Here is a 23149-nt window from a genome sequence, read left to right on the forward strand (position 1 = left end):
TTATGCGATCGCCGCGACTGCCTCACGCAGCGCCACCACGATCTTTTCCGGTGTCGCTCTGGCAGTGATGAACGGCAGGCCCTTGCGCCGCCTTGTCCAGCCAACGGCCGCTACCTTCTGTGCCGCAGGCTCGAAGCGCCGCGCCAGCGCCCAGCTCTGGCAGTCGATGGCCGCGACATCGGCCTTGCCCTCGGCAATGGCGACGATCGAGGCGCGGTGGCCACCGCTTTCGCTGCGCTCAGAGAAGATGTTCAGGCTTTCGCCCAGCGCCTCCAGGTCACGCGTCAGCCCGACGAAGCCCGACATCGAATCGGAGTGGTTGAAGGTGAAGCGCATGTTGCGCAGCAGGTCGAGAGAAACAAGAGGGCTGCCGTCATCAGGTGCTCGAACAGACGGCGAGCCGTCCGCGCGCATCACGATGGCGCTCGAATAGAGTTCGCCCTGCCCGCCCTCGTATGCGTCGTAGCTCGGCTGGCCGACCACCTGGACATGCTCCGACAGGCCGAGTTCCATCGGCCCCCAGCAGGTCTGTGCGAACAGCAGCGCCGGATGCAGCCAAAGCCCGTGAAAATCCAGTTCGTCCGGCGGCAGCGTCGCCGGATCGGGCGCGATCACCTTTCCGGCGTCACGGATGCCGCCGTCTACAGGCCACAGATCGGCATTGACGCGAGCGATGGTCTGCGGCGCGTCGATGCCTCTTTGCCGGAAGGCATCACGCAGCCGTGCCCATTGGGCATCGACCTCGCTCCGCATTTCGGGCCAGTCATACATCGGCAAGGCGGCAACGAAATTGCTCATGCCAGGATTTTGGTCGTTACGCTGAGAGACTGACGAGACCATTGACGCGTACCTAGGCATCGCCGCCGGCGATGCCGCAAAATTTCATTCTTTCGGCGGCTCGGCGGGCACCGGCGCACTGCCAAGCCCATTGAGGCTGCGCGCCCTGACGCGCGGCTTGAACGCCCGGCCCGGTTCCGGCGTGCGCCGCAGCACCGGGTGGACGACCGGCTCCTTCGCCTTGAACGCATAAGCCTTGAGCAGCGCGAAATAGTTTGGATAGGCGTAGCCATTGTTCATCCGTAGCCACTCGTCCCGGCGCTCGCGAAACAACTTCGGCAGCCGGTACCAAGCCACCGTCGGGCTCTTGTGATGCACGAAATGCAAATTGTTGTTGAGGAACAGCAACGACAGCGGCGAACGCTCGACAATCACCGTGCGGCCTTCCGGATGCTCCGACCATTGATGCTCGGCGAAGGTACGGATCGAGATCAGCGACTGGCCGAGCCACACCGGCACTAGCACGTAGAGCCACAGCGGGATGCCGAAGCCGAACTGCACGACCGGCAGCACCACGGCGAGGCCGATGGCGTGCAGCAGCCATGCCTTGCGGATCACCTTGTCGCCGGCAAGCATCTGCTTGGCATCGTCGATGAAGAAGCCGGTGCACGACAGCCACGGGCCGAGAATAAGGCGGCCGATCATGGTGTTGTTGATTTTCAGCAGGAACTTCATCGCCGGCGGCAATTCGTCATGGTGCCACAGCGCCTTGTAGTAGCTTTCAGGATCGTCAAGCGGATCGGTCAACCGTTCGTCGGCATGGTGGCGCAGATGAATGGTCTTGAACCGGCGGAACGGCCAGACGAGGCCGATCGGCAGGAAGACGATAGCTTCGTTGAGCTGCGCATTGCGGGTCGGATGGCCGTGCAGGACTTCGTGCGCCAGCGAGGATTGCAGCGCAGCCATCAAGGCCAGAACGACGAGCGCCAGCAGCGGATAGGACGGCCACACGAACAGGCCGGCCGCGAGCCATGTGCCGTAACAGCAGAACGCGAGAAACACGGTCGGCCATTCGATGGCCGGTGCATTGCGTCGTCTGTTATTCATGCTCGTCATGGATCGACCACTGCCCTTCCAGTCGCCGGAACCGTTTTTGATTCCTGACAGTATTGTGTCAGGAGCGTTGACATGCTGCAACGCGACAAAGCGCACAAAATGTTGCGATTGCGCATTTTCAGCCGCATATGTTATTTATTGTAAACGAGCTGGCGGATTCATTTACGCCTGAGGTGCCACTTTGGCGAACTCGGCGGAATTTTTTCCTCCCAATGGCCGGAATGACGATATGGACAAACGCGACCTGTCGACGATCTTTCGGGAGCGCCTGAAAATGCTCCTGACACGATCCGACTTGAACCAATCCGCCTTCGCGACGGCGGTGGGCATCGATCGCTCGGCGCTTTCGCAGCTGCTGTCCGGCGCCTCGACACGCCTTCCCCGCGCCGAAACGCTGCTCAACATCGCCGCCGAATTCAAGGTGTCGCTCGACTGGCTGCTTGGCCTCAGCCAGGACGAAGGCGTCACCGGTGAAATCCGCGAGAGCCTGGAGATCGAGGAAGCGCCCGACGGCTTCGACCGCACGCTGCTGGCCAGGTGGCATGCCGAGGCTGCGGGCACGAAGATCCGTTACGTGCCCGCCGGCATTCCCGATCTTCTGCGCACCGAGGCGCTTGTCGACTACGAGGCTGGTATTGCCAACAAGAGCCGCGAGGCGCAGGCCGGTGAGACGCAGTACCGCATCGACTACAACCGGCGGCCGGAAACCGACATGGAAGTCTGCATGCCGCGCCACACGCTGGAGATCTTTGCGCGCGGACTGGGCGTCTGGGACCGTTTCCCTGAGGCCGACCGCCACCAGCAGCTTCTTCACATGGCGACGCTGCTCGACGACCTTTATCCCACCTTCCGCCTGTTTCTCTATGACGGCCGGATGCGCTACTCGATCCCCTACACTATCTTTGGGCCTTATCGCGCCGCCATCTATGTCGGCGACATGTATCTGGTGCTGAACGCGACCCAGCCGGTCCGCACGCTGACCAGCCATTTCGACAATCTGATCCGCGCCGCCGACATCAACGCACATGAGGCGGCCAGCTTCACGCAAAGGCTGGCGGAAATGCGATTTTAACGGCTTGTTTACCGCGCCGACATTGACGCCATATAAAGATTTCTTTATATCCTTATCTTGGCCAGCAGGTTCCGCAAAAGTGCCTCGCGGTTTTGCGACGAGAACCTGCGGCAATACAAAAACCTAAGCAGACGCAGCGGACGAGCGAAGTCTGCTTGGAATTCCCGGAAGGCGTATTTCCAATGACCAATCCAATTGACGCGCTGCTTGCCGAAAAGGGCGTTCTGCTTGCCGATGGCGCCACCGGTACCAATCTGTTCGCCATGGGGCTCGAGGCCGGCGAGGCTCCAGAGTTGCTGAACGAGACGGCTCCCGACACCATCACCAGTCTGCACCAGAACTTCGTCGACGCCGGCGCCGACATCATTCTCACCAACTCCTTCGGCGGCACCCGCCACCGGCTGAAGCTGCACCATGCGCAGGACCGCGTGCACGCGCTGAACAAGCGCGCCGCCGAGATCGCCCGCGCTGTCGCCGATAAAGCCGGCCGCAAGGTCATCGTGGCGGGCTCGGTCGGCCCGACCGGCGAGTTGCTGGTGCCGCTCGGCGCCATGACCTATGACGAGGCGGTCGAGGCGTTTGCCGAACAGATCGAGGGCCTGAAGACCGGCGGCGCCGAAGTCGCCTGGATCGAGACCATGTCGGCGCCGGACGAAATCCGCGCCGCAGCCGAAGCCGCGATCCGCGTCGGCCTGCCCTACACCTATACCGGCTCCTTCGACACCGCTGGCCGCACCATGATGGGGCTGTTGCCGAAGGACATCCATGGCGTCGCCGATGGGCTGCCGCAGGCGCCGCTCGGTGTCGGCGCCAATTGCGGTGTCGGCGCCTCCGACATCCTCGCTTCGCTGCTCGACATGACCGAGGCGAAGCCGGAGGCGACGGTGATCGTCAAGGGCAATTGCGGCATTCCGGAATTCCGCGGCGCCGAAATCCATTATTCCGGCACCCCCGAACTGATGGCCGACTATGTCAGGCTGGCCGTCGATGCCGGCGCAAAGATCGTCGGTGGCTGCTGCGGCACCTCGTTTGCCCACCTGGCCGCCATGCGCAAGGCGCTCGATGCGCACACCAAATCGGATCGCCCGACCGTCGAGAAAATCGTCGAGCGCATCGGCCCGATGCGCAACAAGCAGGCGACAGTCAACACCGTCGAGACCAGCGAAGCCCGCCGCGAGCGCCGGCGTAGCCGCGCCTGACAAATGTTGAAAAAGGCCGGCAAGGTTTTCCTTGCCGGCCTGTCTCACCCGCCCGTGTGTCGGTTTCCCGTATCAGGACGATTCCATCTGAGGAAACCGGCCGTCATCACCATTACCGGTTACCGCCGAGCGCCGAGGCAAGGCGCACCAGCGAGAGGAACTCGGACCGGTACCCAAACGGGTCGGCTCCCCGGGCGGCAGTGGCAATCTCCAGGATCTTGTCGTAACCGAACTTCGCGGTTGCATCCTCGTCGCGCAGCTTCTGGCTGAAGGCCGCGACGGCAACGGAGAAACGCTGGTCGGTGCTGGCCTGGTCGAAATCAGCCACTTCATTGGCCGATGTCACCGGCGTGGTGATCAGCTTCGAGGCATCCTCATTCGGCAACTTGTAGCGGATCTTCACGAACGCATATTCGTCGGCATTGGCGACGCCGCCATTGTTCACTGCAGCCTGGCCGTAGCGCAGCGGATCGATTTGCTCGCCGCCGTTGCCTTTCGGCGTGATCTCGTAGATCGCAGTGACCGAATGGCCGGAGCCGATCTCGCCGGCATCGACGCGGTCGTTGTTGAAATCCTCGCGATTCAAGGCGCGGGTCTCGTAGCCGATCAGCCGGTATTCCGAGACTTTTTGCGGGTTGAACTCGACCTGGATCTTCACGTCCTTGGCGATGGTGAACAGCGTCGAAGACGCATCCTCGACCAGCACCTTCTCCGCCTCGGCCAAAGTGTCGATATAGGCGGCGGTGCCGTTGCCGTTCTGGGCGATGGTCTGCATCATCTGATCGTTCAGATTGCCGCGACCGAAACCGAACACCGACAGGAACACGCCGGTCTTACGCTCCTTTTCGATCAATCGCTTCAGATCGTCGTCGTCGGTCTGGCCGACATTGAAGTCGCCGTCCGTGGCGAGCATCACGCGATTGATCCCGTCGTTGACAAAGGATTTCTGCGCCAGCCTGTAGGCTTCCTTGATACCCGCCTCGCCGGCCGTGCTGCCGCCGGGCGCCAGCGTGTCGATGGCATTGAGAATCTTGTCCTTCTCCGAAACCTTCGTCGGCTCCAGGACAGTGCCGGCATCGCCCGCATAGGTGACGATCGAAACCGTGTCGTCGGGCTTTAATTTGTTGACCAGAAGCCGGAAGGCGGACTGCAAGAGCGGCAACTTATCCTGCTCGTTCATCGAACCCGACACGTCGATCAGGAAGACCAGATTGGCCTTGGGCTGCTCGGCCGGCTTCGCGTCGAAACCTTTGATGGCGACGTGCATCAGCCTGGTGTGCCCGTTCCACGGCGTCGGCATGACGCTGACGGTTGAATTGAACGGCGTCGAGGCAACGTCCGGATCTTTCCAGTCATAGGGGAAGTAGTTGATCATCTCCTCGACGCGGACCGTGTCGGGCTGCGGCACGACACCTTCCCTGAGCGAACGCCGCACGAAGGAATAGGAGGCCGTATCGACATCGATCGAGAAGGTCGAGACCGGGTCTTCGAGCGCGGCGCGCACCGGATTGCTCTTGAAATCCTCGATGCGGTCGCGGTTTTGCTCCGGCAGCGGCATCTGGTCAGCCGGGGCGGTCGAAGGCTGAGCCATCAACTTGGCCACAGTACCGGGCACACCGCCAACCCGCGCGGCGCCATCGGCTGCAGGAGCCGCGGTACTCGAACCGCCAGCCAGCGCCTCGCGAGGCGAGGGCTCGGGCGCATTGCGAGCCAGCATATCCTGCTGCACCAGGCCACCCATCGCGTTCGATTCTGACTTCGGCGGCGATGCCGGCGCAAGCGCCTCGGCTGCGACGCGGCTTTCGGCGTCGACATCGGCTTTCTTCTGCTTGTCGGCCTCGGCTACGGTGAGCGGCCTCACCGTTGGCGGCGCATTAGCCGCTGGTTTATCGGCCAGCGTTTCGGTGATCTTCTCGTCCCCACCGGAAGGGAATGGCTGCTCCTGCAGCATGTAGATCGTAGCGTATCCGGCGATCGGCAGGGCGACGAGCCCGGCAATGGCCGGGGTGGCGAAGAGTTTCTTTTGCATGATTTCGCTCCAGAGCTTTTGTGCTCGCTCTGTGAGACGAAGCCCGTTCGCTGATCCTTGGGCGGCGGGTGAAGTTTTTTCGTCCAGGTCGTAGGCCCGCATGGCGGCCTCGAAGGCACGCGTCTTCGCGTCTGTGCCCGGTGCCGGCGTTGCAATGTCGCGCAGCCTGTTGAGTTCGTTGTCGTCGACCATGATCACACTTCCCCGGCTGAAAGCAGGAGCGTCTTCAACCGTTTCTTCGCTTCGTGGATGTGCCAGGAAACCGTCGTCTCCGAGATGCCCATCGCCTCGGCCGCGGCTGCGTGGCTCAGCCCTTCGCCATAGACGAGCAGCACCGCGTCGCGCTGCTTGTCCGGCAGCATCCGCACCGCCGCCCAAAGCGCCGCGGCCGGATCTTCGGGCTCGACCGGAGCTTCTCCCGAGATCCGCTCGTAAGCGCCGTAGGCTTCGGTCTTGGTCGTCTCGCGGACGGTCTTGCGCATCATGTCGCGCGCTGCATTCAGCGTCATGGCGTAGAGCCAGGTGGTGAAGGCGCCGTTGCCATGATAATCGCGGATCGCCCGGCCAAGCCGGACGCAGACTTCTTGGGCGATATCCTCGGCGTCGGCCTTTTTCCCGCACCAGCGATAGGCGGCGCGATAGACGAAATCATAGTGCCTTTCGAGCAATGTGCCGAAAGCCCCCCTGTCTCCGCCCTTCGCCCGCCCGATCAACTCGGCGTCGGAGGCTTCGCTTTCATCCAGCATCAGCGCCATCATTTGCCTGTTGGACGAAGGCTAATGGCGATTCCTTGGGATGATGGAAAGAATTTTCTGTCAGCCGTCAGACGACGACCACGGTCGCGCGACATCCACGCAGGCCACCAGGGCAAGTCGCAATGAGGCAGCTTCATTGCAAGACTTCGTGCGGCATTCGGCGGTGCTACACACCCGCGAAAGCGGCCATGTGGAAGGCCTGAACCTGTGGCGGATAGCGATAGGCCGCGCCGTAGGGACAGGCGTTGCGGTCGAGGCAGCCGCCGGTTCGGCAAGGCGCGCCGTTTTGCCCACGCACATGTGCCAGACAGGTTTTGTGCGCGAAACCATCCGCAGAATAAGCGTCGACCGGACAGGATTTCAGGCAGGGTTTCTCCAGACATGCATCACAAGGGTGAATCACGTCGCGGGGTTCTGGAAACGCAATCTCGTCCTCGAACAGCAGCGCGCCGCGATAGGCGTGCCAGAGCCCATATTGCGGATGCATGAGGATGCCGAGCGGCGACGGCCGCAAGCCCTCCGCCCGCATCGCCCATTGCTGGAACGGCAGATACGGCCTGTCAGAAGGCGAAACCGCCCGCGCCCCGAATGTCTCAGCCACTGCGCCGATTACTTCTCGCGACCATGTGTCCAGCGGATTGGCGATGGTCCCCGATTGGCTTTCTTTCCAGCGCAGGAAATGCGGCCATGGCGCGGCGCCCGCCTGCCCGGCCAGCAACACGGATCTGGCGGCAGCGCCGGAGAGACCGGAAGGGGCTTGCTCACCGTCTGCGAAATTGAAGCCACCGCGGGGGGTAAGCCCGTGAGCGGTCAAGGCCTTGTCAACGCCTTCATAACGAGGTCGGGACTCGTGCGATGGCAACCAAAAAGACGTCACATCAGACATGGTGGCCTTATAAAACTCGTAAGCTGCGTGACTCTCGTTTCGGATCGTGAGGGCGGGAACACCCCCAGACCACATGGCTCCAACCTTTCCCCCGATCATCGACAATCGTCAGCGAGCACCTAAAACCGTTTTCGTCATCCGAGCAGGTAGGGGTCCGAGGCAGATCAAATTCTAACTCAATGGAACAAGTTTGAAGTTTCAAACCGCGAGCCGCGGCCTGGGCCTCAATCATGGAACGATACCGTCCTATCATCGAAGCGAAGCCTGGCAATATCGCAGAAGACTGTTCTGAGAGGTCCATTCGAATTTTGGACGTCGAACTGTTTCGTGCCAATGAGTGGAGTTTGCCAACGCCCCAGTAGCCATCAACCTCGTTGTTACGTCTCACGAACGATCTGGCGATATCGATCGCGACACCCTTGAATACCTTCCTTCGAGCCATTCCTGTCTCCGGGCAAGCGATGTCCGAAGACATCGGACGGGCGGACGCAAATCACCCCTTCTTGTCCGGCTCGGAGAAGGCGCTCCGCCAGACTTCCTCGTGGATGATGTTGGCGACTTTAGCCCCGCCTGACTCGGGCTCCTTTCAGGTGAAGGCGTCGGCCATCGATGCCTTCTTGCTGGCGATGAACTCCTTCAGCCCATCGTCGATGCCCTGATCGAGATGCGGCGCCTCATAGCTTTCCAGCCAGCGGCGGGCGAGTTCGTTGGCGCGCTGCGGTGCGGTTTTTTCGCCCTCGGCCAGCCACTGCTCGTAGGAATTGTTGTCGGCAATATTGGAACGGTAGAAGGCGGTCTGGAAATTGGCCTGGGTGTGGTCGCAGCCGAGATAATGGCTGCCCGGACCGACCTGGCGGATGGCGTCCATCGCCTGGCCGTTTTCCGACAGGTCGACGCCTTCGGAGAACTTCTGCGTCATGCCGAGCTGGTCGATGTCCATCATGAATTTTTCGTAGCAGGAGGCGAGCCCGCCCTCGAGCCAGCCGGCCGAGTGCAGCACGAAGTTGGTGCCGGCGAGGATCGTCGAGTTCAGTGTGTTGGCGCTCTCATAAGCCGCCTGCGCGTCCGGTATCTTCGAAGCACACAGCGAGCCGCCGGTGCGGAACGGCAGGCCAAGCCGGCGGGCGAGTTGCGCCGCACCATAAGAGACGAGCGACGGCTCCGGCGTGCCGAAGGTCGGCGCGCCCGACTGCATCGAAATCGACGAGGCGAAGGTGCCGAACAGCACCGGCGCGCCCGGCCGGATCAGCTGCGTGAACGACGCGCCGGCCAGCACTTCGGCCAGAACCTGGGTCAGCGTGCCGGCGACCGTCACCGGGCTCATTGCGCCGGCGAGAATGAACGGCGTGACGATACAAGCCTGGTTGTGGCGCGAATAGACTTTCAGCGCGCCCAGCATGGTCTCGTCGAACACCATCGGCGAGTTGGCGTTGATCAGGCTAGTCAGCACCGTGTTGTTCTCGACGAAATCGTCGCCGAACACGATCTTGGCCATAGCAACCGTGTCTTCGGCGCGCTCCGGCGCGGTGACCGAGCCCATAAACGGCTTATCCGAATATTTGATGTGGCTGTAGATCATGTCGAGATGGCGCTTGTTGACCGGCACGTCGACCGGCTCGCACACCGTGCCGCCCGAATGGTGGATCGACGGCGCCATAAAGGCGAGCTTCACGAAATTCTGGAAATCCTCGATCGTCGCATAGCGCCTGACGCCATCGAGGTCGCGCACGAAGGGCGGGCCGTAGACCGGCGCGAAGACCGTGGCGTTGCCGCCGATCTGCACCGAACGTTCTGCATTGCGGGCATGCTGGGTATAGACGGACGGCGCGGTTTTCAAAAGTGAGCGGCAGAGCCCCTTCGGGAAATGCACGCGCTCGCCCTTGACGTCGGCGCCGGCTTCTTTCCACAGTTGCAGCGCCTCGGCGTCGTCGCGAAAGATGATGCCGATCTCCTCGAGCACCGTGTCGGTGTTCTTCTCGATCAGCGCCAGCCCTTCCTCGTCCAGCACCTCATAGACGTTGATCTTGCGCTTGATGTAGGTGAGCTGGGTGCCGGGGCCGCCACCCGAGCGCGCCGCCCGCCGGGCAGCGGCGCCACCGCTGGCGGCGCGTCCGCGCCGCGCGTTTGACGCTTCCTGGTCGACCGCCGTGTTCTCACTCATGATCGTTCTTCCCTGACTTTGTTCTGGCGCAATTGTTACGGCCGCATATCGCGGCTTCTGGCCGGATCGTAGTCATGCACCCTATTCGAAACGGCCCGCCAGCGCCAACGCCTGTCGCAAAATCGACAAGAATTCCAATAGATTTGCAGTCGCTTTCCTTTTGCGGGAAGTCGCAAATCAGCTATGGACGCAAGCCTGTAGCGGGTTAGGTATTGACGTGATATTTGAGGCCCCGCAACTGTATCCGTGCGGCAAGGAGCTGGATTAAAAATGGCCGACGACGAGATCATCCTTTCCGAGCTTTCCGACGACGAGCTCGTGCAGCAGATGCACGACGATCTTTATGACGGGCTGAAGGAAGAGATCGAGGAAGGCACCAACATCCTCCTCGAGCGCGGCTGGGCGCCTTACAAGGTGCTGACCGAGGCGCTGGTCGAAGGCATGCGCATCGTCGGCGAGGATTTTCGCGACGGCATCCTGTTCGTGCCGGAAGTGCTGTTGTCGGCCAACGCGATGAAGGCGGGCATGTTCATCCTGCGTCCGCTGCTCGTCGCCACCGGCGCGCCAAAACAGGGCAAGATGGTGATCGGCACCGTCAAGGGCGACATCCACGACATCGGCAAGAACCTTGTCGGCATGATGATGGAGGGCGCCGGCTTCGACGTCATCGACCTCGGCATCAACAATGCGGTGGAAAAATATCTCGATGCCATTGAGCAGCACCAGCCCGACATCATCGGCATGTCGGCGCTGCTGACGACGACCATGCCTTACATGAAGGTGGTCATCGATACGATGAAGGAAAAGGGCATCCGTGACGACTATGTCGTGCTGGTCGGCGGCGCGCCGCTCAACGAGGAGTTCGGCAAGGCAGTCGGCGCCGACGCCTATTGCCGCGACGCTGCCGTGGCGGTCGAGACCGCCAAGGACTTCATGAAACGGAAGCACAACGTCCGCGCTTCGGCCTGAGCTTTTAGCCAATTCCCCGCAGGGACTGGCCCGGTGCCGTCGGCCCCGGGCCCAATCGCCACTGGATTTCTCGATCGGCATAGGCATTCCCGTCGGCATGGCGCTGGCCGGCTAACTCTTGGAAACGCGGTACTTCCGCGATCACGCCATACACACGGACCTAACCTCTGGTAGCTTATTCGTGCGGCGGACCCCAACGCCGCCCGGCCGGCGCCCTACAAGGCACTCTACCCCAACGCCCCCCAAAGCGGCGCCGGCCACCCCTTATCTGCATCGCACTGACAAGGAGAAGCCCGCGCTCCTCCTCTGAGCGCGGGCCGATCGGGCTGCGGCCCGATCTGCAGTGGGGGCTAAGCGGGGGAATAGGCCCACTGCTCCCAGACAACTGTTAGAAACCCCTAATGTTCCGCTTGATCAGCACCGCAAAACGGAGGCGGGATGCCGGTCACTCTTCCTCCCGTTAGGCACCAAATTGACTCTAGGCTCATCCGGTTTGATGACTAAGGGAACGGATCATGACCATTTTACTAAATTAGAAATGTTGCATGAAATGACTATAGTTCGGCCCAACCGGCGAACGGACCCAATTGCCCGCTGGCTAGGCCCGGCGGCCAGCTTGTCGCCCCCGATTGGCTGTCGGGCCGTCTATCAAACGCACGGTAGCGACCAAACGTAAGACGAGATCGAATCAACACCCCGCAACCAGCAGGCAAGCGCCACGGGACGCCTGCCAACGACGAGGAAAGCTACCTCGAGTTCTACCCCGTTTGTGGCCCAAACGTTCGACAAGCGGAATCTTGCCGAGGTGCTGCATCTCCCCGACCGTGAGCCGCTGCCGACCGAACAATAGCTTCCCCCAGCCTCTCGACATGCGGGCAAAATGCGGCTCCTCATAGTCCGCTGGCCTGGCTTGCCCTTCGGATGTCCAGCATCAGGAACATGCTGACGAACAGTGTTCGTTCGAATGATGTTATTCCGTTGCCTTGAGCGTAAGTTTTTGGTCAGCCAGCACAGCGCCTCCTCTTAAGCTAGCTGGTCAAGGCCCAGCGGCCTCCAGCTGCCAGTCCCCCTCGCAACCAAGCCGCTGGGCCGTTCCCGCTAGAGCGAAGCGCGTTGTCTCGTATATCAGCAACTTCTTGACGTGGTGGCGATCACAGCCACAGTGCGAAGGCGGTTAAGCGAGGGACGGTGTAAGCGTCTCCATCCCCTCCTACGGATTCCCGCATTCCATCCGCGATTCTACAAAGGTCAAGCGCGGCCAGCATATTGGGCTGGTTACGGTGGGTTTGGATAAGGTCAGGCGGGTGGAGAAATACCGGCCGCAGGAGCGCAAGAGGCCGCTGCGTGACATGGTGCGCTAGCATGGAAGTCCAACAGAACATCCGCAGCGCCGGGGCCGCCCCTCAGACTGGTTCGTATGGCTATTGAACAGACCTGCCGGCCCGGCTTGCTTCCGAGCGCGGAAGCAGTTTTGTTGCTATTCGGTTCCGAGCCTGTCCATGAAGGCGAAGCCCTTGCCAAAGCCATCATTGAGACGGTTGAAAGGCTGGCCCGATGATTCGCCTTGAATCAGTGCCGCGACGAGGAGCGAGCAATCGAGCTCCTCCGGAAACGAAACATTCAAGTCACTCTGAGTTGCCATGCGAAGCGATTTCAATCTTGCCGTCTTTGCGGCGCGTTCGGCGCGCTCAGCCTCAGCGATTACCTTCGCGGAGCGCCTAACTGTGCTATTTCCCAGCCAACACATCTATTCGATCCAACAGAATTCCGATGCGCCGGTCATGCCCTGACTCTTTGAGATTGTCGCCGTTCATTGTGATGAAGTCGGTTTCGATCGGTGAGGTTAAAACCTGCACTCCCGCCATGCGCGGGCCGATCGCCTTGGAAATAGCCGTTGGCTTGGCGCGCGCCGCCTAAAGCCGACCCTTGGGCGCGCGTCTGACTCCAATCGGCAACAAACGCATTGTTGACTCTGGGACTGGGAGGAGTGGAAAAATCGCGCTACGATAATCGGTCTGGCAAGTGGCGAAAGCGCGCTAAACACCGCCGACACTGGCGACCTTCGCGCGATGCGACTTGGTGGGCGTCGATTGCTGCGGCAAGCGCAATCCTGATCGGCCTGATCGCCCTCAAAGGCGGATCTCCCTAGGCGCACTGCAAACGTTCATTTTGCCATCACGCTAGGTGCCATAGCCACCACGCCAGCACCATCGCGATGGCAGATGTAACGCCAATGATCGCGACAAAACGAGCGCGCTGCACTGAAGCTGTAGGGTGGCGCCTTTTAGTTCCTTCATAGGCGCTGTAAATGCGGCGACCATCCTCTTCAATGCGGTCGCTGTTTGGGTACGCCCTCTTGGGCTTTTGTCGCGGTCGAAGTATTCCCATAGCACCAGCCCCTCCCTCGAGCCGATACTATCCTGTTGCTGCTTGCTCGTCACGGCGTTGCAAGAAATAGCCGTTGGAATGCCAGGATATTTAGATATTTCGCCCGCGCGGCTGGGGATGGCAGACCAAGGAGGAGACCATAGCATAAGTACGACGGCCCGTACTTATGCTATGCCAGGCCAAGGCGGCGCGCGACGCTGGCATGTCTTGACATCAACAAGCAACAGCGCCCCGCAGCGAACATACCCGGTGAAACTTTGGACGGGAAGTTGAGCGCGGCAAGCCTCGCTCGGAGCGTTCGGGCGGGTTGAAGCGCCTATTCTGACTCTTTCGCCTCTTCCTTTTTCAGGATCGGCGTTTCGGCAGTTGTCGGCGTATTCGCGACGCTTGCGACTTTGGTCTGCTGATCTACGCTTGCAGCTTTGGTTTGCGGATCTACGGAAGCCGTCGTTTTAGTGTGGCCAACACATTCCGCTGCGGCGCCGGACACCGAAAGGCCCAGAGCGGCGACAACTAAGAGAGCGGTCTTCATCCTATGGCTCCTAGCTTCGTTGTTGAGGGTATCAGAAAAGATTAACGGCATATCCCCCGCTCGAAAAGTCAACTTTTCGTGGCCGCCGGATCCGCGCCTTGCAGCACGACTTTCTTGTTCCCAGATGTTACAAGGACTTAATGCGCATCGCTTGAACTATCTTGAGAGCAATGCGCTTGGCGAGACTGCGGATCAGGGGTTCTCGACCGTGTCCTCAACCGCGTTGGCTGTCGATTTGACGTCCCTGCCGACGCCACGGATGGTGTTGGCGCACGCCGAAAGTGCCAGGGCGCAAGCGAGAATGGCGATCGGTGCAATGCGTAGCGGTTTCATGAATGGTATCTCCCTCAACAGATAGATTCGTGGGACAGCAAGGAAAATCGGTTAGACTGGTTCTATGAGCATTGCGCGAAAGCTACAACCCGACCAAGGCGACAGGCTGCTTGTCATCGCCTGCGGGATGATTGCGCGCGAAGTTCTGGCCGTCAAGGAGCAGCTGGGGCTCGACCATCTCGACCTGACCTGCCTGCCGGCGGAGTTCCATTTCTACCCGGACCGCATCGCGCCGGCCATGGACAAGGCAATTGAGAAGGCCAAGGCGGACGGCTATAGAAACATCTTCGTCGGCTATGCCGATTGCGGCACCGGCGGCCTGCTTGACCGCGTCTGCGAGAAGCACGGCGTCGAGCGCATGGCCGGTCCGCACTGCTTTGCCTTCTACCAAGGCATGGACGCCTATGCGAAGGTCGCCGACGACGACATGATGTCGTTCTACATGACCGATTTCCTGTGCCGGCAGTTCGACGCCTTCTTCATGAAGCCGCTCGGCCTCGACAGGCATCCCGAGCTGATCAAGGACTATTTCGGCAATTACGAGAAGCTGGTCTATATCGCCCAGACCGACGACCCGGAACTCGACAAGGTCGCCGAGAAAGCCGCAAGAATGCTCGGCCTCGCCTATGAGCGCCGCTCGACCGGCTATGGCGACCTGACGACGGAGCTGGCCAGCGCCGCGGCACACGGCTGACCGTTCGATCAGGCGGCGCCATCTTCCGCTGCAAGTCCGGCGAGCACAGCGGCAAAGCTCGTCTTGCAGACGAAGCCCAGCCTGTCCCGCGCCCGCGAGGCGTCGTAGACACGGTCGATCGAGGAAAACATCGTCCAGCCCTTTCGCGCATAGAGCGCCGGAAATTCCGGAAAATGGCGGGCGACGACGGGCGGCGCGTCAGCGATCAATGCCTCGCAATCATCAGGCCGGAACGGCGTTGGCGCCGAGATGATGAAGATGTCGAAGCCTAGTTGTCGCGCCTTCTCCAGCGCCGCGACATGAGCCTCGGCGGCATCTTCCACGGTCAGCCGGCGGAACAACAGTTCATTGGCCTTGGTGTTGGCGTCCGACTGCTCGATCGCATGCGCCATGTCGTCTGCTTCGGGAAAGAACCGGGCAGTGCGCAGCACGATCACCGGCAGTCCGGACTGGATGTGATAGAGGCGGCAAAGATGCTCGGCCGAAAGCTTGGTGACGCCGTAGATGTTGCGCGGCTCGGGCGACATGTCTTCCGTCAGCCAGGCGGCCTTGCGCGTACCGCCGGTCAAGCCGGCGCGTATGGCTTTCGAGATCATCAGCGAGGTCGTCGACGTGAAGATGAAGCGCTGAACGCCTGATACCACCGCCGCGTCGAGCAGGTTGAGCGTGCCGCGCACATTCGTCTCGATGAAATCCTCATTACGTTGGTGTTCGATGTCAGGCTTGTGCAGCGCGCCGCTGTGGATGATCGCCTCGATGCGGTTTTCCCTGACCGTCCGCATGACCAGATCACGGTCGGCGACCGAGCCGATCACCTGCGTTTGCGCCGACGGGGCGGGATCGAGGCCGATGACGCCATGGCCAAGAGCCCGCAGGCGCGGCGCTAGCGCGCTGCTCAGCCAGCCTGACGATCCCGTAAGCAAGATCCGCATCGGCGAAACCACGATTTCTAAGCTGTTCGCTGTTAAGCACGGATGACAGGTCGCCGCGAACGGATAAGTTGTATGCCAAACGAGAAAACAGGCTGTTCCAGCTTTCGACCAGGAAACGCACCGATGATCGCTCGCCTCCTGATTGCCGCAGGCGTTGTCTGCTTCGCCCTGCCCGCGCTCGCCGATGGCGAGGTGCAGAAGCTGATCACGCCCGCCGACAAGGTGCGGCTCGACAAATATGACGAGACGCGCAAGGCAGCCCTTGACGAAGCCAGGGCTGGCGACGCCGCCGATGTCAAGCAGCTCGACGCCTTGCTGGCAAAGCCGCTGGTCGCGTTTTCCGACAAGGACCTGATCGGCAACTGGCAGTGCCGCACCATCAAGGCCGGCGGGCTGAGCCCGCTCGTCATCTATGGCTGGTTCAAGTGCAAGGTGAGCGACGATGGTTCGGGCTGGATGCTGGAAAAACTCACCGGTTCGCAGCGCACCAAGGGCCGTATCTTCGACGACGGCGACAAGCGCTCGATCTATCTCGGCTCCCTTTCTGTCAACGACGATCCTGCAAAACCCTATGGCGGCGGCCCACAAAGCGATCAGGTCGGCTATACCTTTCGCAACAGCGCCAACGAATGGCGCATCGAGTTCCCGGCGCCCTATTATGAATCGAAGCTCGACATCCTTGAATTCAAGCGCTGAGCCCGCGATCCCTGGCTTGCGGCGTGCTGCGGCAGGTGTGCGGCAAGCCTGAGGCAGGCGATACGATTTCAAGCTACGCGCTGCGGCAGGCGGCATTCTCACGCGATAGCATCGAGGCGGTCAGGGATGCGCAGCCGGCAAGTTTGCCACATCATATCCCGGCCTGCCCTCGAAACAGTGGTCATCCGACGATCTGGTTCTATTTCTGGACCGGCGTAAAAACCGGCGTCTGTACACCGATTTACCGGACAGCGCCCCGGCGATAAGCTTGGCCCCCATGAGCGAAATCGACCACCGCACCATCATCGCCAGCCTTTCGGCCGAGGATCGTCGCGACCTCACCGTTAAACTGGACAGGCCCGGTATTGTCCGGTTGGCCGTTCACGGCGGGCTGGTTGTGGTGCTGGGTGCGCTGATCGCGGCCAGCATTCCGTTCTGGCCGATTCTCATGCTGCCGCAGGGGATCCTGATCGTCTTTTTCTTCATGCTGTTGCATGAGACCATCCACGAAACGGCATTCAGGACGCCATGGCTCAATCGCGCCATCGCCGCCGTGACCGGCTTCCTGATCCTGCTGCCGCCGGCATGGTTCCGCTATTTCCATTTCGCACACCACCGTCACACGCACGATCCGAACAATGATCCCGAACTGATGGCTCCGAAACCGGAGACCATCGGCCAGTATGTGCGCTATCTCTCCGGGATCCCCTATTGGAGCGGCATGGCGCGCGTGATCGTCGTCAACGCCGCCGGCCGCAACCGCGACGGCTTCGTGCCTGACAAGGGCCGCGACAAGGTGATTTCGCAAGCACGTTGTTTTCTGATCGCCTATGCGGTGCTGCTGGCGGCCTCGCTGGCCGTGCAGTCGGCGCTGCTGCTGTGGGTCTGGATTGTGCCGGTGCTGGTCGGCCAGCCGTTTTTGCGGGCCTATCTGTTGGCCGAGCACGCGCTCTGCCCGCATGTCGCCAACATGCTCGAAAACACCCGCACCACCTTTACCACACGGCTGGTACGCTTCGTGGCGTGGAACATGCCTTACCACTCCGAGCACCATTCCTATCCGGCCGTTCCCTTTCACCGCCTGCCGCGTTTCCACCAGATTGTCGCTGAACATCTGCGCACGACCGAGCGAGGCTATATCCGCTTCCACAGGAAGCTTGTCGGCAGCTTCGATCGTCGCGCCGGCTGATCCATACCAAGCCAAATACCGAAAACTTTCATCTTTCCCTTGCGGCCTCCAATTGCGTCGCTTTTGAATGCGCGCGCGTCGTCCCATAACAAGCAGCCCAACAGCGCTTCCGGCAATGCTCGGAACCACTGCATCGGCCCGAAGATCGATCTCCGGAAAGCACGATGCAGTTGCGTCAAAGTGGTAGAGCGTCCTTTGTCCATCCGATTGGACGGACGGCGCTCTACGGGAGCAGGAATTCATGGCCGATCTGATCGTCGTCTACTGGCGCGACATCCCCGCCCAGGTCATCGTCAAGAAAGGCCGGCAGAACGCCAAGCGCGAACTGCCGCTGCGCTTTACCGAGGCGATCGACATGTGCGCGATGCGCACCGGCGCCGGCGGCACCGACGACTACCTGGCCGAATGGCGCAAGGCCGACCCCGTGCCGGTCAGCGACGATCTTGAAGGCGAGGCTGAAAAAGCCTTTCAGGACATCGACGCGAAATACGACCGCGAGCGGCTGGTCGCTCTGGTCAAGGCGGGCGGAAAAGAAGATGTCTGAAACGACCCCGGCGATTACCCAGGCCACTCTGGTCAAGAAAGCAGCGCCGAAATCCGACTACAAGCCGGCCGACGTGTCGCCGCAGCGGCGCGTGCAGCGCTCCTTCGCTGTCCGGCTGTGGTCCGTCCGCCACTCGCGACTGCTCGAATGGTTCTACGCCAGGTTCTCCGACATGTTTTTGCTCCTCCATCCGCTGTGGAAGGGCATCGGTTACGGCCGCGTCGAAGGTCCGATCAAATTCGTCGAAAAACGCGTCAAGGGTTTTATGTTCGACTGCCGCATGTGCGGCCAGTGCATCCTTTCTTCTACCGGCATGTCGTGCCCGATGAATTGCCCCAAGCAATTGCGCAATGGCCCTTGCGGCGGTGTGCGCGCCAACGGCAATTGCGAAGTCGAGCCTGATATGCCGTGCGTCTGGGTCAAGGCCTGGGAAGGTTCGCGAAATATGGTGCATGGCGACAAGATCCTCGACGTGCAGAAGCCGGTCGACCAGTCGCTGCGCGAGACCTCGGCATGGCTGCGGGTGACCGCACAGGCCGCCGCCGCGCGCGAGGCCGCGCGCAACGCTCCGAACACCGGGGCACCGGCATGATCGGCCGCCAGCCCGACGAGAACCCGGCCGGCATCCATCTGCCGCTCGATCCGCTGCCCGGCCACACCTCGCGCGGCCGGCTGGAGCGCGTCCTGAGGCGCGGCGAGTTCGCCGTGACGACCGAGCTCAACCCGCCCGACAGCGCCGATCCGGAAGACGTCTACAACCGCGCCAAAATCTTCGACGGCTGGGTTGACGCCATCAACGCCGTCGACGCGTCGGGCGCCAACTGCCACATGTCGTCGGTCGGCATCTGTGCGCTGCTGACCCGCATGGGTTATGCCCCGATCATGCAGATCGCCTGCCGCGACAGGAATCGCATCGCCATCCAGGGCGACGTGCTGGGCGGGGCGGCGATGGGCGTCGCCAACATGCTGTGCCTGACCGGCGACGGCGTGCAGGCCGGCGACCAGCCAGGCGCCAAGCCGGTATTCGATCTCGACTGCATGTCGCTCCTGGAAACCTGCCGCATCATGCGCGACAACGGCAAGTTCCTCTCCGGCCGCAAGCTGACGACGCCGCCTCAGCTTTTCCTCGGTGCGGCGGTCAACCCTTTCGCGCCGCCGATCGATTTCCGCCCCTACCGGCTGGGCAAGAAGATCGCCGCCGGCGCACAGTTCGTGCAGAGCCAGTACTGCTTCGACGTGCCGATGTTCCGCACCTACATGCAGCAGGTCCGCGATCTCGGTTTCACGGAAAAATGCTTCATCCTGTGTGGCGTCGGGCCGCTGGCCTCGGCCAAGACGGCCAAATGGATCCGCTCCAACGTGCCGGGCATTCATATCCCCGATTCGATCGTCAAGCGGCTGGAAGGCGCCCAGGACCAGAAGAAGGAAGGCAAGCAGCTCTGCATCGACATCATCAACGAGGTGAAAGAGATTCCCGGCGTCTCCGGCGTCCATGTCATGGCCTATCGCCAGGAGGAGTACGTCGCCGAGATCGTCGATGAATCGGGCGTCCTGAAGGGCCGCCAGCCCTGGAAACGCGAAATCCGCCGCGACGACCAGCTCGTCGCCGAGCGGCTCGACCACATATTGCACGACGAGATCACCGAAACGCAGGTCGACATGGTCAAGACCGCGCATTGACGGCGCGGACGGTCACCATTCGCTTGATCGAAATCAGAAACGATATAAAGAAGTCTTTATATCACGAGGGAGAGATTTCATGACCCGGACGATCGTCGCCTCGGCGACACGAGAAATCATTATCGGCTTCGACCAGCCCTTCTGCGTGATCGGTGAGCGCATCAATCCAACCGGGCGCAAGAAGCTCGCGGCCGAGATGATCACAGGCAATTTCGATACCGTCATCAGGGACGCGCTGGAACAGGCCGCCTGCGGCGCGACCATGCTCGACGTCAATGCCGGCGTCACCTCGGTCAATCCGAACGAGACCGAACCCGGCCTGCTGGTGCAGACGCTGGAGATCGTGCAGGGCCTGGTCGACCTGCCGCTGTCGATCGACAGTTCGGTGACCGCGGCGATCGAGGCGGCGCTCAAGGTCGCCAAGGGCCGGCCGCTGGTCAATTCCGTCACCGGCGAGGAAGAGAAGCTCGAAGCCATCCTGCCGCTGGTCAAGAAATACAATGTTCCGGTGGTTGCCATCTCCAATGACGAGACAGGCATTTCGATGGATCCGGACGTGCGTTTCGCCGTCGCCAAGAAGATCGTCGAGCGCTGCGCCGATTTCGGCATTCCGGCGCATGATGTGGTCGTCGACCCGCTGGTCATGCCGATCGGCGCGCTGGGCGACGCCGGCCGCCAGGTCTTTGCCCTCCTGCGCCGGCTGCGTGAGGAGCTCAAGGTCAATACCACCTGCGGCCTGTCAAACATCTCGTTCGGCCTGCCGCATCGCCACGGCATTAATGCCGCCTTCATCCCGATGGTGATCGGCGCCGGCATGACCTCGGCGATCATGAACCCGGTGCGGCCGCAAGAGATGGAGGCGGTGCGCGGCGCCAACGTGCTGAACGGCACCGACGAGAACTGCACCAACTGGATCAGGACCTACAAGGACTACAAGTCGGCCGAAGGCGGCCAGGCGATCGCGGCGCCCACACAAGTCAATGCGCCGGGCGAAGGCAATGGCAATGGCGGCCGCCGTCGCGGTGGCCGTGAAGCCCGTATGGCCCGAGGATAAGCGCGCAATCGTGAACTCTCCTGCCAACATCACCGATCCGCTCGTGCTGTTCATGCCGTCCGGCAAGCGCGGGCGGTTTCCGGTCGGCACGCCGGTGCTCGATGCGGCACGCCAGCTCGGCGTCTATGTCGAGAGCGTGTGCGGCGGACGCGCCACTTGCGGGCGCTGCCAGGTCGAGGTGCAGGAAGGCAATTTCGCCAAGCACAAGATCGTCTCCTCCAACGACCACATCTCGCCCAAAGGCGCCAAGGAAGAGCGCTACGAACGCGTGCGCGGCCTTCCCGAACGGCGCCGCCTGTCCTGCTCGGCGCAGATCCTCGGCGACCTTGTCGTCGACGTGCCGCAGGATACGGTCATCAACGCACAGACCATCCGCAAGGACGCCGACACCAGGGTCATCGCCCGCGATTCGGCAATCCACATGTGCTATGTCGAGATCGAAGAGCCCGACATGCACAATCCATCAGGCGATCTCGATCGCCTGAAGATCGCGCTGATGAAGGACTGGGGGCTCAAGAGCCTCGATTTCGATTTCCATCTTCTGCCACAGGTGCAAGGCATCTTGCGCAAAGGCAACTGGACCGCGACCGCCGCCATCCACAAGGATGCCGAAAGCGAGACCGCGCGGGTCATCTCCTTGTGGCCCGGTCTCAAGAACGAGGCTTACGGGCTTGCCTGCGATATCGGCTCGACTACCATCGCCATGCATCTGGTGTCGCTGCTGTCGGGCCGCGTCGCCGCCTCGTCGGGCACGTCGAACCCGCAGATCCGCTTCGGCGAGGATCTGATGAGCCGCGTTTCCTATGTGATGATGAACCCCGACGGTCGCGAGGGCATGACAGTCGCGGTGCGCGAGGCGATCTCTGGTCTCGTCGACAAGGTCTGCGCAGAAGGCAACGTCCAGCGCAACGACATCCTGGATTCCGTCTTCGTCGGCAATCCGATCATGCACCACCTGTTCCTCGGCATCGATCCGACCGAACTCGGCGGCGCGCCTTTCGCGCTGGCCGTCTCGGGTGCCGTGCACATCAAGGCGTCGGATATCGGCCTCAAGCTCAACCAGGGCGCCAGGCTCTATATGCTGCCTTGCATCGCCGGCCATGTCGGCGCCGACGCGGCTGCGGTGACGCTGTCGGAAGGCCCGCACCGCCAGGACGAGATGATGCTGATCGTCGATGTCGGCACCAATGCGGAGATCGTGCTCGGCAATCGTCAGCGGGTCGTGGCGGCCTCCTCGCCCACTGGCCCGGCCTTTGAGGGCGCGGAAATCTCGGGCGGCCAGCGCGCCGCTCCCGGCGCCATCGAGCGCGTCCGCATCGATCCCGACACGCTGGAACCGAAATTCCGCGTCATCGGCTCGGAACTGTGGTCCGACGAACCCGGCTTCCTCGACAGCGTGCAGGCAACCGGCGTCACCGGTATCTGCGGCTCCGGCATCATCGAGGTGGTCGCCGAAATGTATCTGGCCGGCATCATCTCCGAGGACGGTGTCGTCGATGGCGGGCTCTCCGCCCGCTCGCCGCGGGTCACCGCGAATGGCCGCACCTTCTCTTACGTGCTGAAGGAGGGTGAACCCAGGATCACCATCACCCAGACCGATGTGCGCGCCATCCAGCTCGCCAAGGCGGCCCTCTACGCCGGCACCAAGCTGTTGATGGAAAAGCAGCATACTGATCACGTCGATCGCATCCACTTCGCCGGCGCCTTTGGCTCCTTCATCGATCCGAAATACGCAATGGTGCTGGGACTGATCCCCGACTGCGATCTCGACAAGGTCTCGGCCGTCGGCAACGCCGCCGGTGCCGGCGCGCGCATGGCACTCTTGAACCGCGGCTATCGCCGCGAGATCGAGGAAACGGTGAGCCGGATCGAGAAGATCGAGACCGCGCTGGAGCCGAGATTCCAGGAGCATTTCGTCTATGCCATGGCGCTGCCGAACAAGGTCGACCCGTTCCCGAAACTATCGGCGGCGGTGAAACTGCCACCGCGCAAGACCGTCAGCGAGGACGGCATTGCCGGCGATGCCGCCCCGCGGCGGCGTTCGCGCGAAGGCCACGCGGCCCGGCGCGGCCGGGGGTAGCATCCCGCTGCTAAAAGCTGCACTTCGCCCTCATTCTCGTTTGCATGCAAATGTTTCCGGATC

At 61.8% G+C, this 23149-nt stretch carries 21 protein-coding genes; 11 read left to right on the plus strand and 10 right to left on the minus strand.

The features are described from left to right. Both AC0L3N_RS21685 and AC0L3N_RS21690 read right to left on the minus strand, forming a co-directional pair. Entirely contained in the window at positions 1–798 is a 798-nt protein-coding gene (locus AC0L3N_RS21685) for a phosphate/phosphite/phosphonate ABC transporter substrate-binding protein (RefSeq protein WP_473549444.1), read from the minus strand. Positions 799–882: 84 nt separating this feature from the next. Beyond that, entirely contained in the window at positions 883–1884 is a 1002-nt protein-coding gene (locus AC0L3N_RS21690) for a fatty acid desaturase (protein ID WP_473549445.1), read from the minus strand. Between the two features lie 238 nt (positions 1885–2122). Here AC0L3N_RS21690 and AC0L3N_RS21695 point away from each other — a divergent pair, with 238 nt between their 5' ends. Continuing rightward, on the plus strand, positions 2123–2965 hold the full coding sequence (locus AC0L3N_RS21695) for a helix-turn-helix domain-containing protein (protein WP_029351899.1): 843 nt from the start codon (positions 2123–2125) through the stop codon (positions 2963–2965). A 182-nt stretch (positions 2966–3147) separates the two neighbouring features. Beyond that, positions 3148–4164 carry a betaine--homocysteine S-methyltransferase gene (gene bmt, locus AC0L3N_RS21700; RefSeq protein ID WP_473549446.1) on the plus strand — a complete coding sequence of 339 codons (1017 nt, stop codon included), beginning with the start codon at positions 3148–3150 and terminating at the stop codon, positions 4162–4164. A 112-nt stretch (positions 4165–4276) separates the two neighbouring features. On the opposite strand, the gene AC0L3N_RS21705 is transcribed toward bmt, so the two are convergent. From AC0L3N_RS21705 to AC0L3N_RS21720, 4 genes are all read right to left on the minus strand, one after another. After that, positions 4277–6385, minus strand: coding sequence for a vWA domain-containing protein (locus tag AC0L3N_RS21705; protein WP_473549447.1), 2109 nt, complete (start codon positions 6383–6385; stop codon positions 4277–4279). Positions 6386–6387: 2 nt separating this feature from the next. Continuing rightward, positions 6388–6948: an RNA polymerase sigma factor gene (locus tag AC0L3N_RS21710; RefSeq protein ID WP_473549448.1), complete on the minus strand. Its 561-nt coding sequence runs from the start codon at positions 6946–6948 to the stop codon at positions 6388–6390. A gap of 166 nt (positions 6949–7114) precedes the next feature. Next, positions 7115–7933 carry a hypothetical protein gene (locus tag AC0L3N_RS21715; protein ID WP_473549449.1) on the minus strand — a complete coding sequence of 273 codons (819 nt, stop codon included), beginning with the start codon at positions 7931–7933 and terminating at the stop codon, positions 7115–7117. 487 nt (positions 7934–8420) lie between these two features. Next, positions 8421–9995, minus strand: a complete 1575-nt coding sequence (locus tag AC0L3N_RS21720; RefSeq protein WP_473549451.1) for a trimethylamine methyltransferase family protein — start codon at positions 9993–9995, stop codon at positions 8421–8423. Positions 9996–10265: 270 nt separating this feature from the next. Here AC0L3N_RS21720 and AC0L3N_RS21725 point away from each other — a divergent pair, with 270 nt between their 5' ends. Then, on the plus strand, positions 10266–10964 hold the full coding sequence (locus AC0L3N_RS21725) for a corrinoid protein (protein WP_095494578.1): 699 nt from the start codon (positions 10266–10268) through the stop codon (positions 10962–10964). A gap of 1477 nt (positions 10965–12441) precedes the next feature. Here AC0L3N_RS21725 and AC0L3N_RS21730 read toward each other — a convergent pair. The 3 genes from AC0L3N_RS21730 to AC0L3N_RS21740 form a co-directional block, all read right to left on the minus strand. Beyond that, positions 12442–12621, minus strand: a complete 180-nt coding sequence (locus tag AC0L3N_RS21730) for a hypothetical protein (protein WP_473549452.1) — start codon at positions 12619–12621, stop codon at positions 12442–12444. Between the two features lie 1047 nt (positions 12622–13668). After that, positions 13669–13884, minus strand: coding sequence for a hypothetical protein (locus AC0L3N_RS21735; RefSeq protein ID WP_473549453.1), 216 nt, complete (start codon positions 13882–13884; stop codon positions 13669–13671). A gap of 192 nt (positions 13885–14076) precedes the next feature. Next, on the minus strand, positions 14077–14217 hold the full coding sequence (locus AC0L3N_RS21740; protein ID WP_473486595.1) for an EncA/B family entericidin: 141 nt from the start codon (positions 14215–14217) through the stop codon (positions 14077–14079). A 64-nt stretch (positions 14218–14281) separates the two neighbouring features. Here AC0L3N_RS21740 and AC0L3N_RS21745 point away from each other — a divergent pair, with 64 nt between their 5' ends. Next, positions 14282–14911 carry a DUF1638 domain-containing protein gene (locus AC0L3N_RS21745; protein ID WP_473549455.1) on the plus strand — a complete coding sequence of 210 codons (630 nt, stop codon included), beginning with the start codon at positions 14282–14284 and terminating at the stop codon, positions 14909–14911. A gap of 8 nt (positions 14912–14919) precedes the next feature. Here the strand turns inward: AC0L3N_RS21745 and AC0L3N_RS21750 are convergent, their stop codons facing one another. Next, positions 14920–15843: an NAD-dependent epimerase/dehydratase family protein gene (locus AC0L3N_RS21750; protein WP_473549456.1), complete on the minus strand. Its 924-nt coding sequence runs from the start codon at positions 15841–15843 to the stop codon at positions 14920–14922. Between the two features lie 123 nt (positions 15844–15966). On the opposite strand from AC0L3N_RS21750, the gene AC0L3N_RS21755 reads away from it, so the two are divergent. The 7 genes from AC0L3N_RS21755 (at position 15967) to AC0L3N_RS21785 (ending at position 23086) form a co-directional block, all read left to right on the plus strand. After that, positions 15967–16539 carry a DUF4893 domain-containing protein gene (locus AC0L3N_RS21755; protein WP_473549457.1) on the plus strand — a complete coding sequence of 191 codons (573 nt, stop codon included), beginning with the start codon at positions 15967–15969 and terminating at the stop codon, positions 16537–16539. Positions 16540–16816: 277 nt separating this feature from the next. Continuing rightward, positions 16817–17728, plus strand: a complete 912-nt coding sequence (locus AC0L3N_RS21760; RefSeq protein ID WP_473549458.1) for a fatty acid desaturase — start codon at positions 16817–16819, stop codon at positions 17726–17728. A gap of 241 nt (positions 17729–17969) precedes the next feature. Continuing rightward, a complete protein-coding gene (locus AC0L3N_RS21765; protein WP_095494585.1) occupies positions 17970–18272 on the plus strand; it encodes a virulence factor in 303 nt (100 codons plus the stop codon). Further along, entirely contained in the window at positions 18265–18864 is a 600-nt protein-coding gene (locus tag AC0L3N_RS21770) for a methylenetetrahydrofolate reductase C-terminal domain-containing protein (RefSeq protein ID WP_095494586.1), read from the plus strand. Before AC0L3N_RS21765 ends, AC0L3N_RS21770 begins: the two co-directional genes overlap by 8 nt. Beyond that, the gene (locus AC0L3N_RS21775) at positions 18861–19952 is read left to right on the plus strand and encodes a methylenetetrahydrofolate reductase (protein ID WP_473549459.1); all 1092 of its coding nucleotides are present in this window, start codon (positions 18861–18863) and stop codon (positions 19950–19952) included. Before AC0L3N_RS21770 ends, AC0L3N_RS21775 begins: the two co-directional genes overlap by 4 nt. A 79-nt stretch (positions 19953–20031) precedes the next feature. Further along, entirely contained in the window at positions 20032–21006 is a 975-nt protein-coding gene (locus AC0L3N_RS21780) for a methyltetrahydrofolate cobalamin methyltransferase (RefSeq protein WP_473549460.1), read from the plus strand. Next, on the plus strand, positions 20957–23086 hold the full coding sequence (locus tag AC0L3N_RS21785; RefSeq protein WP_473549461.1) for an ASKHA domain-containing protein: 2130 nt from the start codon (positions 20957–20959) through the stop codon (positions 23084–23086). Before AC0L3N_RS21780 ends, AC0L3N_RS21785 begins: the two co-directional genes overlap by 50 nt. Positions 23087–23149 lie beyond the last annotated feature (63 nt).

It is taken from the genome of Mesorhizobium sp. WSM4807, from assembly GCF_055811615.1.

What these genes read in the sequence shown, in the direction of transcription:
- AC0L3N_RS21770 (WP_095494586.1), top strand. Translation starts at nt 18,265, where the DNA reads ATGTCTGAAACGACCCCGGCGATTACCCAGGCCACTCTGGTCAAGAAA.
- AC0L3N_RS21765 (WP_095494585.1), top strand. Translation starts at nt 17,970, where the DNA reads ATGGCCGATCTGATCGTCGTCTACTGGCGCGACATCCCCGCCCAGGTC.
- AC0L3N_RS21745 (WP_473549455.1), top strand. Translation starts at nt 14,282, where the DNA reads ATGAGCATTGCGCGAAAGCTACAACCCGACCAAGGCGACAGGCTGCTT.
- bmt (WP_473549446.1), top strand. Translation starts at nt 3,148, where the DNA reads ATGACCAATCCAATTGACGCGCTGCTTGCCGAAAAGGGCGTTCTGCTT.
- AC0L3N_RS21750 (WP_473549456.1), bottom strand. Translation starts at nt 15,843, where the DNA reads ATGCGGATCTTGCTTACGGGATCGTCAGGCTGGCTGAGCAGCGCGCTA.
- AC0L3N_RS21715 (WP_473549449.1), bottom strand. Translation starts at nt 7,933, where the DNA reads ATGATCGGGGGAAAGGTTGGAGCCATGTGGTCTGGGGGTGTTCCCGCC.
- AC0L3N_RS21735 (WP_473549453.1), bottom strand. Translation starts at nt 13,884, where the DNA reads ATGAAGACCGCTCTCTTAGTTGTCGCCGCTCTGGGCCTTTCGGTGTCC.
- AC0L3N_RS21725 (WP_095494578.1), top strand. Translation starts at nt 10,266, where the DNA reads ATGGCCGACGACGAGATCATCCTTTCCGAGCTTTCCGACGACGAGCTC.
- AC0L3N_RS21685 (WP_473549444.1), bottom strand. Translation starts at nt 798, where the DNA reads ATGAGCAATTTCGTTGCCGCCTTGCCGATGTATGACTGGCCCGAAATG.
- AC0L3N_RS21695 (WP_029351899.1), top strand. Translation starts at nt 2,123, where the DNA reads ATGGACAAACGCGACCTGTCGACGATCTTTCGGGAGCGCCTGAAAATG.
- AC0L3N_RS21760 (WP_473549458.1), top strand. Translation starts at nt 16,817, where the DNA reads ATGAGCGAAATCGACCACCGCACCATCATCGCCAGCCTTTCGGCCGAG.
- AC0L3N_RS21740 (WP_473486595.1), bottom strand. Translation starts at nt 14,217, where the DNA reads ATGAAACCGCTACGCATTGCACCGATCGCCATTCTCGCTTGCGCCCTG.
- AC0L3N_RS21755 (WP_473549457.1), top strand. Translation starts at nt 15,967, where the DNA reads ATGATCGCTCGCCTCCTGATTGCCGCAGGCGTTGTCTGCTTCGCCCTG.
- AC0L3N_RS21705 (WP_473549447.1), bottom strand. Translation starts at nt 6,385, where the DNA reads ATGGTCGACGACAACGAACTCAACAGGCTGCGCGACATTGCAACGCCG.
- AC0L3N_RS21690 (WP_473549445.1), bottom strand. Translation starts at nt 1,884, where the DNA reads ATGAATAACAGACGACGCAATGCACCGGCCATCGAATGGCCGACCGTG.
- AC0L3N_RS21710 (WP_473549448.1), bottom strand. Translation starts at nt 6,948, where the DNA reads ATGGCGCTGATGCTGGATGAAAGCGAAGCCTCCGACGCCGAGTTGATC.
- AC0L3N_RS21720 (WP_473549451.1), bottom strand. Translation starts at nt 9,995, where the DNA reads ATGAGTGAGAACACGGCGGTCGACCAGGAAGCGTCAAACGCGCGGCGC.
- AC0L3N_RS21775 (WP_473549459.1), top strand. Translation starts at nt 18,861, where the DNA reads ATGATCGGCCGCCAGCCCGACGAGAACCCGGCCGGCATCCATCTGCCG.
- AC0L3N_RS21780 (WP_473549460.1), top strand. Translation starts at nt 20,032, where the DNA reads ATGACCCGGACGATCGTCGCCTCGGCGACACGAGAAATCATTATCGGC.
- AC0L3N_RS21785 (WP_473549461.1), top strand. Translation starts at nt 20,957, where the DNA reads ATGGCGGCCGCCGTCGCGGTGGCCGTGAAGCCCGTATGGCCCGAGGAT.